The 15,148-nt window shown below is 63.4% G+C and carries 15 protein-coding genes and 1 pseudogene; 13 read left to right on the top strand and 3 right to left on the bottom strand.

Annotation, left to right across the window (positions count from 1 at the left end; translation table 11 throughout):
• Nucleotides 1-73: 73 nt before the first annotated feature.
• Together FAZ79_RS00145 and FAZ79_RS00140 are read right to left on the bottom strand one after the other, a co-directional pair.
• Nucleotides 74-823 carry a hypothetical protein gene (locus FAZ79_RS00145; RefSeq protein ID WP_136865901.1) on the bottom strand — a complete coding sequence of 250 codons (750 nt, stop codon included), beginning with the start codon at nt 821-823 and terminating at the stop codon, nt 74-76.
• Nucleotides 820-1,392: an RNA polymerase sigma factor gene (locus tag FAZ79_RS00140; RefSeq protein WP_136865900.1), complete on the bottom strand. Its 573-nt coding sequence runs from the start codon at nt 1,390-1,392 to the stop codon at nt 820-822. Before FAZ79_RS00140 ends, FAZ79_RS00145 begins: the two co-directional genes overlap by 4 nt.
• 270 nt (nt 1,393-1,662) lie before the next feature.
• Between FAZ79_RS00140 and FAZ79_RS00135 the strand changes: the two genes are divergently transcribed.
• From FAZ79_RS00135 to FAZ79_RS00125, 3 genes are all read left to right on the top strand, one after another.
• Nucleotides 1,663-2,160, top strand: a complete 498-nt coding sequence (locus FAZ79_RS00135) for a hypothetical protein (RefSeq protein WP_136865899.1) — start codon at nt 1,663-1,665, stop codon at nt 2,158-2,160.
• 115 nt (nt 2,161-2,275) lie between these two features.
• The gene (locus FAZ79_RS00130) at nt 2,276-3,562 is read left to right on the top strand and encodes a porin (protein WP_136865898.1); all 1,287 of its coding nucleotides are present in this window, start codon (nt 2,276-2,278) and stop codon (nt 3,560-3,562) included.
• Between the two features lie 99 nt (nt 3,563-3,661).
• A complete protein-coding gene (locus tag FAZ79_RS00125; RefSeq protein WP_136865897.1) occupies nt 3,662-5,548 on the top strand; it encodes a sensor domain-containing diguanylate cyclase in 1,887 nt (628 codons plus the stop codon).
• Nucleotides 5,549-5,568: 20 nt separating this feature from the next.
• Here the strand turns inward: FAZ79_RS00125 and FAZ79_RS00120 are convergent, their stop codons facing one another.
• The gene (locus tag FAZ79_RS00120) at nt 5,569-6,486 is read right to left on the bottom strand and encodes a LysR family transcriptional regulator (protein WP_136865896.1); all 918 of its coding nucleotides are present in this window, start codon (nt 6,484-6,486) and stop codon (nt 5,569-5,571) included.
• Between the two features lie 155 nt (nt 6,487-6,641).
• On the opposite strand from FAZ79_RS00120, the gene FAZ79_RS00115 reads away from it, so the two are divergent.
• The 10 genes and pseudogenes from FAZ79_RS00115 (at nt 6,642) to FAZ79_RS00070 (ending at nt 15,000) form a co-directional block, all read left to right on the top strand.
• Nucleotides 6,642-8,063 carry a form I ribulose bisphosphate carboxylase large subunit gene (locus FAZ79_RS00115; protein ID WP_136865895.1) on the top strand — a complete coding sequence of 474 codons (1,422 nt, stop codon included), beginning with the start codon at nt 6,642-6,644 and terminating at the stop codon, nt 8,061-8,063.
• 43 nt (nt 8,064-8,106) lie between these two features.
• Nucleotides 8,107-8,439, top strand: coding sequence for a ribulose bisphosphate carboxylase small subunit (locus tag FAZ79_RS00110; protein WP_136865894.1), 333 nt, complete (start codon nt 8,107-8,109; stop codon nt 8,437-8,439).
• Between the two features lie 64 nt (nt 8,440-8,503).
• A complete protein-coding gene (locus FAZ79_RS00105) occupies nt 8,504-11,284 on the top strand; it encodes a CsoS2 family carboxysome shell protein (protein ID WP_136865893.1) in 2,781 nt (926 codons plus the stop codon).
• A gap of 21 nt (nt 11,285-11,305) precedes the next feature.
• Entirely contained in the window at nt 11,306-12,868 is a 1,563-nt protein-coding gene (locus FAZ79_RS00100) for a carboxysome shell carbonic anhydrase (protein ID WP_136865892.1), read from the top strand.
• Nucleotides 12,865-13,116 (top strand): carboxysome peptide A, encoded by a 252-nt coding sequence (locus tag FAZ79_RS00095; RefSeq protein ID WP_058575620.1) that lies wholly within the window; start codon nt 12,865-12,867, stop codon nt 13,114-13,116. Before FAZ79_RS00100 ends, FAZ79_RS00095 begins: the two co-directional genes overlap by 4 nt.
• A 1-nt stretch (nt 13,117) precedes the next feature.
• Nucleotides 13,118-13,357, top strand: a pseudogene (locus FAZ79_RS00090) (carboxysome peptide B); the annotation flags it as partial.
• Nucleotides 13,358-13,410: 53 nt separating this feature from the next.
• On the top strand, nt 13,411-13,707 hold the full coding sequence (locus tag FAZ79_RS00085; protein ID WP_058575618.1) for a BMC domain-containing protein: 297 nt from the start codon (nt 13,411-13,413) through the stop codon (nt 13,705-13,707).
• 69 nt (nt 13,708-13,776) lie between these two features.
• Entirely contained in the window at nt 13,777-14,073 is a 297-nt protein-coding gene (locus FAZ79_RS00080; protein WP_136865891.1) for a BMC domain-containing protein, read from the top strand.
• Between the two features lie 139 nt (nt 14,074-14,212).
• The gene (locus tag FAZ79_RS00075) at nt 14,213-14,539 is read left to right on the top strand and encodes a BMC domain-containing protein (RefSeq protein WP_136866068.1); all 327 of its coding nucleotides are present in this window, start codon (nt 14,213-14,215) and stop codon (nt 14,537-14,539) included.
• Between the two features lie 44 nt (nt 14,540-14,583).
• Complete coding sequence (locus FAZ79_RS00070) at nt 14,584-15,000, top strand: ferritin-like domain-containing protein (RefSeq protein WP_136865890.1); 417 nt, start codon at nt 14,584-14,586, stop codon at nt 14,998-15,000.
• Nucleotides 15,001-15,148 lie beyond the last annotated feature (148 nt).

Genomic DNA, 15,148 nt, shown 5'->3' with positions numbered 1-15,148 from the left:
AAGCCCGGGGTGAACCGATAACAAAGGCCCGCCATTCGGCGGGCCTTCCTGTATGCGGCCGAAACAGCGAGGATCAGATACGGATGTAGGTCCAGCCACGCTGCATCCGACGCACCACCTCGCTTACGGCCGTGTCGACCACTTCCACGTTCGGCAGTACCGCGACGTCCTCCCCCTCACGCTGTAGGCGCGCGAGACTCTGGCCGCAAGCGGTGAATTCCAGGTTGGGGTGATCCCTCAACATGGCGGCGATCCGCTGGGCATGCGGTGTCACATTCTGCCGCACGAGGTTCACCCCACCCGAGTTGGCCAACACCTGCAAGTGAAAATTGGGGTTATTGTCGGCGTTGGCAAGCAGACTTTCCGCTGTATCGAGAGCCTGGTCGAAGGTCTGACGGTCGGACGATCCGACATGCAGGATGATGCGCGTGTCCTGCTTCGCCGTCTCTTCGTTCAGCGCCGCCGTCGCTTCCGCCACGGTGCCGGGGCCGGTGGATGGAGTCGGCAACCCGGAACTGGCCAGCCAGCCGATCATCACCCCAGCCCCCACGAGCAGACTCGCGGCCACAGCCCGACGCCAACCGCCAGGTCGAGAACGGCCGGCGTAACGATCCGGCACCATCGGCGGCGCGGCATAGGCCTGCTGCACCCAATCCTTCATCTGATCGAGATCGCAGACCTCCTGGGCCAGTTCCGGGTGGCGACGGATGGCCCGACGCACGCGCCGACGGGACTCCGCGTCAAGCTGGTTGTCGACGAAGGCGTTCAGATCCTCCTCCGACACGTGCTCCCGATCGTCTTCATGCAAGTCAGATGTACTCATACCACCCTCCGCAGGTGCCGACGGGGCTTGTCGCCCGAATCAACCACGCCCAGCTCGCTCTCGGCCAGATCGGCCAACAACTGCTTCAACTGCCGCCGTCCCCGACAAAGGCGGCTCATGACGGTGCCGATCGGCAGATCGAGCAGCTCAGCGACCGTCTGGTAAGAAAACCCTTCGAGATCGACCAGGGTCAGAACGGTACGCTGGCCGACCGGCAACGAGGACACCGCGTTGCGGACTTTCTGCACCAGTTCCCAACTGCTGTGCATCCGATCGGGGGCATTGGCCGGATCATCGACCACCTCGTCGAGTTCCGCATCCGGGTACTTTTTCCGCAACAGGTCACACCAGAAACCGTGCAGGATGCGCACCAGCCAGGCTTCCAATGCCTCCATGTCCCGCAACTGGTGACGTTTCTGCAGGGCCCGATACAGGACATCCTGGGTCAGGTCGTCCGCAAGCTCCGGATGCCGGGTCCAGGCATACGCGATGCGATACAGCCGGGGCCGCGCCCGTTCCAGACGGTGACCGAAGGTCAAGACGCGGCAGGCAGACTTGATCAACTCCATTTGCCCTCACTCTCCCACCCCTCGAATCGGGGCAGTCCCTTTTTTGTTTGATTGTTCGCCTAGGGGGTAGACGGATCTGCGCGGCAGTTTATTCCACCTTCGATGCCATTTGCCCGTTCCGGGAAAAACTTTCAATCACGGGGGAATAAACCCACCCCCACCCTCGTCTCCCCCCTAAGACCCGGCCGATCGAAATCGCCCGTATGTCACGACGTGCGATGACCGGGGCTTTCAACCTCAATCCATGACCAGACGAGGAGAGAATCCTTCATGAAACAGGCCCATGCTGCCCGGAAAGCACTGCGTAACGCACTGCTTGCGCCCGTGCTCCTAGCCGCTCTGGCGATCGGAGGGACCGTCCAGGCGAACGATCCGGCCGACCCGGTCGACCAGGTCCTCAAGGAAAAACCGTTCGCCGATGCCCGGGTGGTCCTACAGATCAGCGACCCCGACCCCTTCAAGCAGACGTTGGTGCTGAACGTCGCCCAGAACTTGCTCAAGTTCTATGGCCCGGATCGGGTCGACATCGAGGTGGTCGCCTTTGGCCCCGGTCTTCGCCTGCTATTCGCGGACAACGCTCAGGCCGGCCGCATCGCCACCCTTGCAGACCAAGGTGTCCGCTTCAGTGCTTGCAAGAACACCATTACCAACATGGGCAAGAAACTCGGCCGCGAGCCGGCGCTTAACCCCACTGCGCGCATCGTGCCGGCCGGCATCGTCCGCCTGATCAAGCTCAATCAGGCCGGCTACTTCGTCGCCAAGCCGTAAGCGACACCCCGGTCATCGATAACGAGAAGACGGCAATTACAAGAACCGAACCACCACGGCAAAAGCAGCGACAGACCTGATCGACAGGCTGCGCCGAAACAAGGAGAAAAGAGCCATGAAGAGCACGCATCAACGACTCACCGCCACTGCACTCGGCATCTGCCTCGGACTGGGGGCCGCCGGCTCGGCCCAGGCGGCCAACTGGCTGATGCTGCAGGGCACCGAGAAGGCCGACAACGCCCCGCGCGCCAAGGTCTGGGGCTTCATCCAGCCCGAGTACCAGCAGGACTTCAGTGACGCGCACCCGACCGACACCTACATTCCGCCCAAGCTGATCGGGCCGGGGCTCGACGACCAGTCGGCCTTCAACATCAGGCGCGCGCGCATCGGGGTCCGCGGCACCGGTTTCCCGCTCGACGGCAAGGTTAACTACTTCCTGCTGGCCGAGTTTGGTAACAACGCCATCACCAACGGTGGCCGCTACGGCGACTACACCCCCGCTCTGACCGACGCGAGCGTCACGCTCAACTACATCCCGGGCGCACGCATCCGGGCCGGCCTGTTCAAGACACCAGGCGCCGAGGAGGCCCTCCAGGGCATCATCGCCCTGCCCTACATCAACTACACCAGCGTCACCAACCAGCTCTTGCTCGAGCGCTTCCCGGATGACGGCGACAGCAATATCCCACCGCAGACCACGCCCAGCGCGGACATGAACGGTTTTTCCCAGTCGGCCGGCGCGTACCGCGACACCGGTATCCAGATCTTCGACTCCTTCGATACCGGCAAGTGGGAACATAGCTATGCGGCCATGCTGGGTAACGGCAACGGCGTACAAATACTGGACGACGACAGCAACAAGGACGTTTACCTGTACTGGTCATCGGCCTATCTCTTCGACGGCAAGGCTGGTGGCCCGTGGCGCTCGACCATGAAACTGTTCGGCTGGTATCAGGACGGCAAGCGCACCAATGCCTACGACAAGAATCAGGAGCAAGACCGCACCCGTTATGGCATCGGGGCCTTTTATCTCAAACGCCCATTCCGCGTTAGCGCCGAGTACATCAAGGGCGAGGGGATGATTTTCCAGGGGCAACACACCCCGCAAGCAATGTTCAATGACTTCAAGGCCGAAGGTGGCTACGTTGAAGGCGCCTACTTCGTCCCGAACACGCCGTTCGAGCTGCAATTGCGCTACGACACCTACAACCGCAACGTCGACCAGCCGAACAAGGCGACCTTCGACACCTGGACGGCCGGCGTGCAGTACCACATCAACAAAAAGACCCGCGCGACGCTGAACTATGCCTTCCGCGACTTCAGCTCAGACGCGGCCGGCCCCAACTCCCATCTCGAGGGAGTTGGCGACCGAGTGTCCGTTCAATTGACGGCGGTCTTCTGAACGCACGCCGTTTACTTAATCGACTCCATTGCCAATGCTTGCTCGCCCCATGGGGCGAGCTTTTTCGGTAGTAATGACCCCGGAAACCGGAGGACGCTCATGCCCATACGCACGTCACCTCAGGTCGCGATTCGCACAGCCACGCTGCTGCTAGCAGTCCTAATCTGGCTTGGCACCGCCGGCCACGCGCTGGCGGAAAAGCCTGCCACGACGCTCGCCGGTGACACGAGCATCACCTCTCTCTTCGGGTCGACCGGCGCTTGGCTAACGACCTTGCTGCTGGCCCTAGGTGCGGGCTGGTTTGCCGGTCGCCGGCGAAAAACGGCCCTGGAGCCGGAGATGGCTCGCCTTCAGCATTGTTTCGAGGACAACAGCTCGATACTCATGCTGACCAACAGCGAGACCGGTCGCATCGTCAACGCCAACCAAGCAGCTGCCGAGTTCTACGGTTGGCCGCGGGAAAGCCTAATCGATCGACCTCTGCACGAGTTGTGGACCGAGCCATGCAAGCACTGGTCTCGGAGCTCGCGCCCCGAATTACCTGCACCCGCCTGCCACCTGCACACCCACAAACGACGCAACGGCGAAAAACGGCGGGTCGAAGTTCATGCCACCCCGTTTCGGGACCAAGACGGCACTGCTCATGTATTTTCCATCCTGCACGACGTCACCGAACGCGAGCGCGCCGCGGAGGCCCTGGAACGCGAACGGAGCCGTCTCGCCAACGTGATCGAGAGCAGCCAAGCGGGCACATGGGAATGGGAGATCGATTCCGGGAAAATGACCTGCAACAAGCGTTGGGTGGAGATGCTCGGTTACGGCTTGGACGAACTCGCACCGATCACGATCGAAACCTGGCAGGGGCTCGTGCACGACGATGATCGCGCACTGGTCTCTAGCAAGCTCGCCGCATGCCGGCAGGGCGGACAGGATGCTTGCGAAATTGAAGCACGCATGCGCTGCCGAAACGGCGGCACCATGTGGACCCTGGCACAGGGACGCATCCTCGAATGGGCACCGGGCGGCGAACCACTAAAAATGTGGGGCACCCTCCACGACGTCTCTCACCGAAAACGGATGGAACAGGACCTGTGGCTGGCGGCCAGCGTGTTTTCACAGGCGAACGAGGCAATCATGATCACGGATCTCGACGCGCGCATCATCGATGTCAACCAAGCCTTCACTCACATGACCGGCTGGGAGCGGGAAGAAGTGGTCGGTCACACCCCCAAGCTTTTCCAATCGGGATTGCACGGTCCGGATTTCTACCGGGAAATGCGCAACCGGCTTAAGCGAACGGGGCATTGGTCCGGGGAGGTATGGAACTGCAACAAGGCCGGCGAGCTGTATGCCGAACGCCTGACTATCAGCGTGGTTCGCGACGCGCAGGACCGCCCCTGCAACTACATTGCCCTGGCTTCGGACATCACCGATCTCAAGAACTATCAAAAGGAGCTTGAGCACCGCGCTTCCCACGATGAACTGACCGGGCTTCCCAATCGGGTGCTTATGGCTGATCGTCTTCGACAGAGCATGGCGACCAGTCGCCGCAGTGGGAAATTTCTGGCCGTCGCGTTTCTCGATCTGGATGGGTTCAAATCCGTAAACGATCGCCATGGACACGACATCGGCGACCGATTGCTCAAAAGCATGAGCGAGGATCTGAACGACGAATTGCGTGCCACCGACACCCTATCTCGTATCAGTGGTGACGAGTTCGTGATCTTGCTGACTGACTTGGAACAAGTCGCACAGGCCTACCCGGTGCTTGATCGGCTCGTAAGTACGGCTGCCGCCAACCGGGTAGTCAACGGACGAGATATCCACTTATCGGCAAGCGTCGGCGTCACGTTTTACCCACAGCCTCAAGAGGTCGATGACGAGACGTTGCTTCGCCAGGCAGACGCCGCGATGTATCGAGCGAAACGCGCCGGTCGCGGCAGGCTGGTCCCTTACGAGCCAAGCGCTGCAGAGGACTCCTGCTAGATAGGGGCCTTGAAACAAACTCACCCTTCGGACGGCAGGCGCACCTGCCGCTCGGCTTGCTCGAGCACGTGGTCGTGGAAACTGCGCATCACCGGGGTGTCGCGCTTGCCCTGGCGTTGCACCATGTACCAGTGCCGGATGATCGGTAACCCGTCGACGTCCAGTATCACCAGCCGACCGGTCTCCAGCTCCAGTTCCAGGGTGTGCTGCGAGACGATCCCCACGCCGAGGCCCGCCTCGATCGCCTGCTTGATCGCCTCGTTCGAGCGCATCTCCAGCCCCGGCTTTACCGCAAGCCCGTGTTCCTCGAAGAACCGCTCGATCGCCGCGCGCGTGCCCGAGGCCGATTCGCGCTGCACGAAGCGGTGCTGCGCCAGCTCCTCGAGCGCGATCGACTTGCGCCCGGCCAGCGGGTGATCGGCCGCCGCGATGGCGACCAGCGGGTTTTCCAGGAACGCCTCGGAGTGCAGGTCGGCATCCGTGGGCGGCTCGCCCATGATCACGATGTCGGCCTCGTTGTCGGCCAGCTGGCGCAGCAGCCGTTGCCGGTTGGTGACGTCCAGGCTGATCGACACGCCCGGGTAGCGCTTGGAGAAATCGGCCAGCAGGCGGGCAACGAAGTAGTTCGCCGTACTGGCGACGCTCACCCGCAGGTGACCGCGATGCACCCCCTTCATCCCCTCGATCACCTCCTCGGCCTCGGTGATCACCTCGAGGATCCGCTGGGCGTAGCCGTACAGCTCCCGTCCCGCATCCGTCAGGTAGAGTTGCCGACCGGTCTGCTCGAACAGGGGCAGGTCGACATTGTCCTCCAGCTGACGGATCTGCATTGACACCGCGGGTTGGGTAAGATGCAGCTTCTCGGCTGCCTTGGTGTAGTTGAGGAGCTCGGCCGCGGCGCTGAAGACGCGGAGCTGGTGCAATGTGAATCGAATCATCGGCTAACCCATAAGGCTTTCTTTATGGTGAACATCACTTATTTTGAATTGCTTTGATGGTCGGTGGACGTATAGTATCGGCCGAGACGAAAGAGGGGCCTTCCCCTAGGTCGATCCCAAACCCAATGCCAACCTTACCCTTCCGGAGGATCGCTATGGCGACTAAAAGTTACAGCGCGGGCGTAAAAGATTACCGCGAAACCTACTGGATGCCGGAGTACACGCCGCTCGACACCGATCTGCTGGCGTGCTTCAAGATCACCCCGCAGCCGGGCATCGATCGCGAGGAAGCCGCTGCCGCCGTTGCAGCCGAGTCCTCCACCGGTACCTGGACCACGGTGTGGACCGACCTGCTGACCGACATGGACTTCTACAAGGGTCGTGCGTACCGCATCGAGGACGTGCCCGGTGACGACTCCGCCTTCTACGCGTTCATCGCGTACCCGATCGACCTGTTCGAGGAAGGCTCTGTCGTCAACGTGTTCACCTCGCTGGTCGGCAACGTATTCGGCTTCAAGGCCATCCGTGGCCTGCGCCTGGAAGACGTTCGCTTCCCGATCGCCTACATCAAGACCTGTGGTGGTCCCCCGCACGGTATCCAAGTCGAGCGTGACAAGCTGTCCAAGTACGGCCGTCCGATGCTGGGCTGCACCATCAAGCCGAAGCTGGGCCTGTCGGCCAAGAACTACGGCCGTGCGGTCTACGAGTGCCTCCGTGGTGGTCTCGACTTCACCAAGGACGACGAGAACATCAACTCTCAGCCGTTCATGCGCTGGCGTGACCGCTTCCTGTTCGTCCAGGAAGCCACCCAGACTGCCGAGAACCAGACCGGCGAGCGCAAGGGTCACTACCTGAACGTCACCGCGCCGACCCCGGAAGAGATGTATAAGCGTGCCGAGTTCGCCAAGGAGATTGGCGCACCGATCATCATGCACGACTACATCACCGGCGGCTTCACCGCGAACACCGGTCTGGCCAAGTGGTGTCAGGAAAACGGCGTCCTGCTGCACATCCACCGCGCGATGCACGCAGTAATCGACCGTAGCCCGACCCACGGCATCCACTTCCGCGTACTGACCAAGATCCTGCGTCTGTCCGGCGGCGACCACCTGCACACCGGTACCGTCGTGGGCAAGCTGGAAGGCGACCGCGCCTCCACGCTGGGCTGGATCGACCTGCTGCGTGAATCCTTCATCCCGGAAGACCGCTCGCGCGGCATCTTCTTCGACCAGGACTGGGGCTCCATGCCGGGCGTCTTCGCCGTCGCATCCGGTGGTATCCACGTCTGGCACATGCCGGCACTGGTCAACATCTTTGGCGACGACTCCGTCCTGCAGTTCGGCGGTGGCACCCTGGGTCACCCGTGGGGCAACGCCGCTGGCGCCGCGGCCAACCGCGTCGCTCTGGAAGCCTGTGTCGAGGCCCGCAACCAGGGTCGCGACGTAGAGCGTGAAGGCAAGGAGATCCTGACCCAGGCTGCCCAGCACAGCCCGGAACTGAAGATCGCCATGGAAACCTGGAAAGAGATCAAGTTCGAGTTCGACACCGTCGACAAGCTCGACACTCAGAACCGCTAATCCAGGCCTTCTTAACCAGAATCTGACTCATAGGTAAGAAACCATGAACCAAATGCAGGACTACAAGACGACGGTCAAGTTCGAGACTTTCTCCTACCTGCCGCCGATGACCCCGGACCAGATCCGCGCTCAGATCGAGTACGCGCTGTCGCAGGGCTGGGCCCCGAGCATCGAGCACGTCGAGCCGGAAAACATGATGAACCACTACTGGTACATGTGGAAGCTGCCGTTCTTCGGTGAAGACAACGTCGAGAACGTTCTCTCCGAGATCGAAGAGTGCCACCGCAAGTACCCGGGCCATCACGTTCGCCTGGTTGCGTATGACAACTTCACCCAGAGCCAGGGTACGGCCTTCGTGGTTTACCGCGCCGGCTGATAAAGCGATGTGGCTGCCCGCCCTCGGGCGAGCAGCCTAACCATCAACACGAGGTACAACAGGCATGCCTGTACAATCTGGAAACAACGCAGCCAGAAATCGTGCAGCAGCTCGCGCCCGACGTGAGGAGCTTTCCCGTGGTGGCAGCACCGCGGCCGCTTCTCAGGGTGGCGGCAGCCTCGCCGGTCTGACCGGCAAGGACCTGGCCCGCGCCCGTCGTGCGCAGTTGTCTGCACACGGCAAGAACGCCAGCACCTCGACCTGGAAAACGGCCGCGTCGGCCGCTCGTCAGAACCCCGCGGCATCGCGGGCTCCGGCGAGCAATGGCGCTGCCGCCTCACAATCCCACGCATCCTCGTCCACCGACGAATCCGTTGACCAGATGTGCTCGCTCGCCGAGTCCGATCCGGGTCAGTTCGGTTCCGAGGCGGACCTGGTGCGGTCCGTCTGCCGTTCGCGTCGCCAGGCCATGGCGAAGTACGGCAAGAGCGCACTCCCGCCGAAGCCCGCCTCCCAGGGCGGCCCGGGTCGCAAGCAGATGCCCTTCGCTGACGAGGTTCGCTCGCAGTCGAAGCCGGCACCGGCTAGCAACGACACCCAGGCCGACCAGGAGACCGAGGCGTCGTTCGAGTCGCTCTGCTCGGTCGCCAAGAAGCGTCCGGCTCGTCTCGGCAAGCAGGCCACCAGCGTGCGCCAGATCTGCCAGGCTCGCCGCGAGGCGATGGCGAACAAGGGCAAGCGTGCGCTGCCGGCCAAGCCGGCCTCGCAGGGCGGCCCGGGACGTGTGGGTTACCAGGTTCCTGGTTATCTGGATACCAGCGCCAGCGGACGCGAAGCGGCCATGCGCCATCGCGAGATGCTGTGCCATTACGGTCGGGGCAGCGCCCCGTCCTGCCGTCCTACCGGACGTCGCAAGACCGAATCCTCCAGCGAGGCGTCCACGCCAAAAAAGGTGGAGACCGGTCACACGATTTCCGGCCGTGAGGTAAAGGGCACCCAGGTGGAGCGCTCCAATCGCGTTTCGGGTAACGAGTCCGGCAGCTGCCGGGTGATTTCCGGCACCGAGTACATCGGTTCCGAGCAGTACGAATCGTTCTGCTCCACCCGCCCGCAGCCGAACGCGCCGAAGGTTCGCACGACCACGACCGCTCGCGGTCATGGCGTCAGCGGCACCGCGGTAGGTCGAGCCGCCCAGGTTACCGGTGACGAGCGCGGGACTTGCGAGTCCGTGACCGGCACCGAGTATCTGAGCAGCGAAGACCTGCAGGCCTTCTGCGGCACCAAGGCCCGCCCGAGCCACGCCGACAAGGTGGTGGAAGGTCGGACCGAGAAGCAGATGCGTGTGACCGGTAGCGACGAGTTCCGCCCGGCCCGGGCCACCGGTTGGGAAGCTGGCGCGAGCCGGCCGATCACCGGCTCCGAGTACGCCGATTCCGGCGTGGCACGGATGACCATCAACGGTGCGCCGAAGAAGGTTGCGGAGACGCACACCTACACGGGTCGTACCGTGTCGGGCACCGCCGTGGGTCGTTCCAGCCACGTCACGGGTGACGAGCCGGGCTCCTGCCGCAACGTCTCCGGTACCCAGTACCTGAGCTTTGAGCAGTACGAGTCGTTCTGCAACACGCAGCCGGAGCCGGGCTACGACAAGGTCGGTATCGACCAGTCGCGCCACGGCCAGCGAATCACGGGCAACCTCGTGGATCGCAGCGAGCGTGTTACGGGCAACGAGCCGGGTTCCTGCTCCCGTGTCACGGGTTCTCAGTACGGCGAACCGCGTCTTTGCGGTGGCGGCGTCGACAAGGTCCAGTCCATGCACACCCTCGGGGGTCGTGGACTGACCGGTCAGCGCGTCGACCATCACCCAAAGATGTCCGGTGACGAGCAAGGGGGGTGCATGCCCGTCACCGGTACCGAGTACTACGGCACTGAACACTACGGTGCCTACTGCTCGGGTTCGCCCGCACCCCGTGCTGAGAAGGTCGAGGAGTCGCTGACCTGTGACGGCCAGACCGTCGGCGGTACGCCGATGGACCGGACCGATCACGTGACCGGTAACGAGTACGGTTACGACCACTACGTCAGCGGCACGCCCTACGCCAACGCGATGCACACCGGTTGTGCCGCGCCGACCAGCTACCCGCTGGCCGCGCCGACCCAGCCGAGTGCACGGTACGTGCCCCAGCAGGCTCACGCCCCGGTCCAGGAGCCGATCACGGCCCCGCAGGACTTCAGCGTGGACACGCCGGCACGCGCCGCTCGCGGACGCGTCACGGGCAGCTCCTTTGACCAAGGTGGCCGTATCACCGGCCCCGGCAACATGGCCATGGGACTGATCACCGGTACGCCGGAGTTCCGTCACCCTGAGCCGAGCGCCGCGCATCCGCGGATGGGTTCGGTCATGCCGACGCCTACGCCTGCCCCGCAGGCGGTGGCCCCGGCACCCGCTCCCGCCCCGGTCCAGCCGGCGCCGACTCAGAACGCACCGGCCCAGCCGGTCGAGGCCGCCGAGCCGCAGCCTGCACCGGCTGTCGCTCCGGCCCAGGCCGAGCTGCAATGCGCCCCGGAGCCGCAGGTTTCCGAGCGCATCACCGGCGAAGGCGGCGATCGCTGCCGCATCACCGGTGACGACTGGTCGCGTAATGGTTCCGTTACCGGTACCGAAGGTCAGTGGGCCCAGTCCCGCAACCCGTCCCTCCGGGGGCAGGCTCGCGGTGCTGTGCGCAACGCCTGGGTCAACCGTGAAGTGCCGCGTCCGGATGTTCCGGCATCCAAGATCACCGGCAGCAGCGGTAACGACATGAACGGGTCGACGATCACCTACTCCGGCGGTGCTCGGGGCTAAGTGGCAGGAATGAACGGTCAGATGACACAACAGCGGTTCCGTCGCAGCAGTCTGGGTGCGCCCCGACTGGGTCAGCGTCGGGCGCCGTTCGGACTGGGCGCACCCAGCGGGTCTCGCAGCCCCCTGGGCACGCCCCAGCCGATCGCGCACCCGGCCTGCCCCTCGCTGCCGGAGCGCGGTTGTCATCACCCGCTCACCGACCACGAGGCCAACCGGCAACTGGCGTACTGCGAAGACTCCGTCAAGGAGCGGTTCGATCGCATCGTGCCGTTTCTCAAGGAAGTGGCCGCCCTGCCCCGTGACGGGCAACTGGGCGACCGCATCCAGGAGCTGGCCACCGACCGGCTGGGCCACGGCTTTGACGAGGCCCTGGTCAACGACAGCTGGATCGAGGGTCCGGACCTGAAGGGGTTCTTCGCGCGTGCCACCTTTGACGCGCTCAACGCTGCCACCCAGCAGTTCGGGCGCAAACTGGAAGACCAAAAGGACGACGCACTGTCCACGAGCAGTTTCTTCCTCGACTGCGGCTTTCACGCGGTCGACATCAGTCCCTGCTCGGACGGACGGTTAAAGGGCCTGATGCCGTTTATCTTTCGGCTCCCGCCCTGGTCGTTCACTTATCGCAAGGCGTATGCCGGCGCACTGTTCGACGTCGAGGAAGATCTTCGACTCTGGAGCGAGGTCGAACTCCGCCGGTTTCGCGAGGGCGTACCGAACCGGGCTGACGAGGGTAGCCGCTATCTCAAGATCGCGGTCTACCACGGCAGCTCCTCGGACCCTCACCATGAAGGCTGCGCCGCGCATGGCAGCGACGAGCGCAAGGCAGCCGAGGCCGCACTGGACCGGCTGTATGCCTTCCGCCAGGCAGTGGAGAACACCTACTGCTGTGGCGCGAGCACGGACATCCTGCTGGTGGGTGTCGACACGGACACGGACGCGATTCGCGTCCATGTCCCCGACGCCAACGGCGATGTCAGCGTGCACCGATACATCGACAACGCCTACCTGTACCAGGAGACGTTGAACCTGGAGCGCGATGCGGCCCATCTGGCCATCTACGATGCCATCCGCTCGGTCAACGAAACCGACGACTGGGGGCGTTCGACCGGGGGCGAACCGCACGACGGCATGCGACGGTTCGTTGCCAACCTGCTGATCAACAACCTGTCACAGATCGATTACGTGACGGAGCGTTACCAGGGGCGCTACCCGGCCGAGATCATCGGCCACGCCGAGCGCTACATCAGCGTCGGCGATGGCTTCGAGGAGGTGCAGATGCGCAATCTGGCGTATTTTGCGCACCTCCACACGGTGGAAGAGAACACAAACGACCTGGACGTCGGGATCAAGATTTTCCGCAAGCTCAACGTGAGCCACGGACTGCCGATTCCGATCGCCATCCACTTCCGTTACGACGGTCGTGTTCCGGGTGCGCGCGACCGGGCCGAGGCCCGGGCACAGCGGGTCTGCAACGCGATCCGCGAGCGTCACTCGGAGCTGGATGAGCAGGGCATGCTGTATTTCCAGCTGACCGTTCAGGACCGCCCGTCGGGCAGCGACATTGAAGAGGTTTCTCAGGCATGAAGATCATGCGGGTCGAAAAGACCTTGGTCTCGACCAACCGGATCGGCGAGCTGGGCCACCGCCCGCTCCTGGTCGTGACCGACAAGCCGGGCGGCACACCGCAGGTCGCGGTGGACGCGATCGGCTGCATCCCGGGTGACTGGGTGATCTGCGTCGGTTCCTCGGCGGCTCGGGAAGCCGCGGGTAGCAAGTCCTACCCGTCCGACCTGACCATCGTCGGGATCATCGACCAGTGGTCCGCTGAGTGACATGGAGATCATGCAGGTACGTTCCGACCTGGTGGCCACGCGGCGTGTGCCCGGGTTGAAACACGTTTCCTTGAGGGTGCTGGTCGACCAGTCCGGCAAACTCAACGTCGCGGCCGATCCGGTCGGGGCACCAGAGGGTAAATGGGTCGTCACCGTCAGCGGTTCCGCCGCCCGGTTGGCGCTCCCGGATCCCACGATCCAGACGGATCTGACAATTGTCGGCATCATCGATCACTGGGATCCTTGCTGACATTAGGTTTTCGTTTTAACAAGTCGTTCGAGAGGAGAGACAAGATGGCTGATGTATCCGGTATCGCACTGGGAATGATTGAAACGCGCGGTCTCGTGCCGGCAATCGAGGCGGCTGACGCCATGACCAAGGCGGCCGAGGTTCGCCTGGTTGGTCGTCAGTTCGTTGGTGGCGGTTACGTGACCGTACTGGTCCGTGGCGAGACCGGCGCGGTCAACGCTGCCGTTCGCGCTGGCGCCGACGCCTGTGAGCGTGTTGGTGACGGTCTGGTTGCTGCGCACATCATCGCGCGTGTCCATTCCGAAGTAGAAAACATCCTGCCGAAAGCCCCGGAAGCCTAAGGCGGATTTACGTAATGTCGGCGGCCTGACGTCGCCGACTGATTCAACTACAGCTTGGGAGTAACTCAAATGGCTGATGTATCCGGTATCGCACTGGGAATGATTGAAACGCGCGGCCTGGTGCCGGCAATCGAAGCGGCTGACGCCATGACCAAGGCTGCCGAGGTTCGCCTGGTTGGTCGTCAGTTCGTTGGTGGCGGTTACGTGACCGTTCTGGTCCGTGGTGAGACCGGCGCGGTCAACGCTGCCGTTCGCGCTGGCGCCGACGCCTGTGAGCGTGTCGGTGACGGCCTGGTCGCTGCGCACATCATCGCGCGTGTCCACTCCGAGGTAGAGAACATTCTGCCGAAAGCGCCGGACGCCTAAGTCCGCGCAATTTGAGCAGGCTCCTGTGGTCGTGTCCCCGTGGCACGACCCTGTCTGCCAACCAGATTCTTTTTCAGGAGCCGTTCAGACATGAGTGCTGACGGCTCTTGTTGGATTGACCGACCTGAGGGTTCATTACATGGCTAATTCCGGTATTGCACTGGGCATGATCGAAACGCGTGGCCTCGTCCCTGCCATCGAGGCGGCGGACGCAATGACCAAGGCCGCCGAAGTGCGGCTGGTCGGCCGCTCGTTCGTCGGTGGCGGTTACGTCACCGTTCTCGTGCGCGGCGAGACCGGGGCCGTGAACGCTGCCGTACGTGCCGGCGCCGATGCCTGCGAGCGCGTCGGCGACGGCCTGGTGGCCGCCCACATCATTGCCCGCGTGCATGGTGAGGTCGAGACGATCCTTCCGGAGGATGCCGCCCACTGCGAATCCTCCTGGTGCGTCCCGTCTATCGCGTGACGCATCGCTGCTTGATGGCTGATACCTGACACGAGGGATTGGCGATGAGCATGCGGAACAATTCGCGTGTGATCGGGCTGCTCGGACGCGCCCTGGAACTGGAAATGGAAGCCGCCCAGCAGCATGCCACCCGTGCCACGTTGGCATCGCTCTGGGGCCAGCAGTCGCTGGCCGAACAATTGACGCGCCTGTCGGATGAGGAAATGGGGCACGCCGACCTCGTCACCCGACAGATGTTGCTGTTGGGGTTCGCCCCGCCGGCGCTCTCCCTCGCCCCGGTCCGGCCCGGCCGCGACCCGGAGGAACTCCTGGCCCTCGCCCGGACCAAGGAGTGGGAGACCGTGCGGTTCTACGAGGACGCCGCCAACTGGTTCCGGCGATTCCAGCCGGACGAGACCGGCGCCCTCTTTGCCCATCTGTTCAACGAAGAGCTGGGCCACGTCCGTCAGATTGGCGGTTAGGTAAGGTCTGCGCGAAGGACATACCGCTCTGCGGGGCTTGGCAGTCGCGCAGACCTTCCCAAGACAACACGAGTTCTCAGGGAGAACGCACATGGCTGAGACGACCGACATCCAGGTGGACGGCTGGCAGACCCAGAAGCGCCCCCCC

The organism is Guyparkeria sp. SB14A (assembly GCF_005096345.1).
GTDB classification, from domain to species: Bacteria; Pseudomonadota; Gammaproteobacteria; order Halothiobacillales; family Halothiobacillaceae; genus Guyparkeria; species Guyparkeria hydrothermalis.
This window is presented reverse-complemented; position numbering and strand designations above follow the sequence as displayed.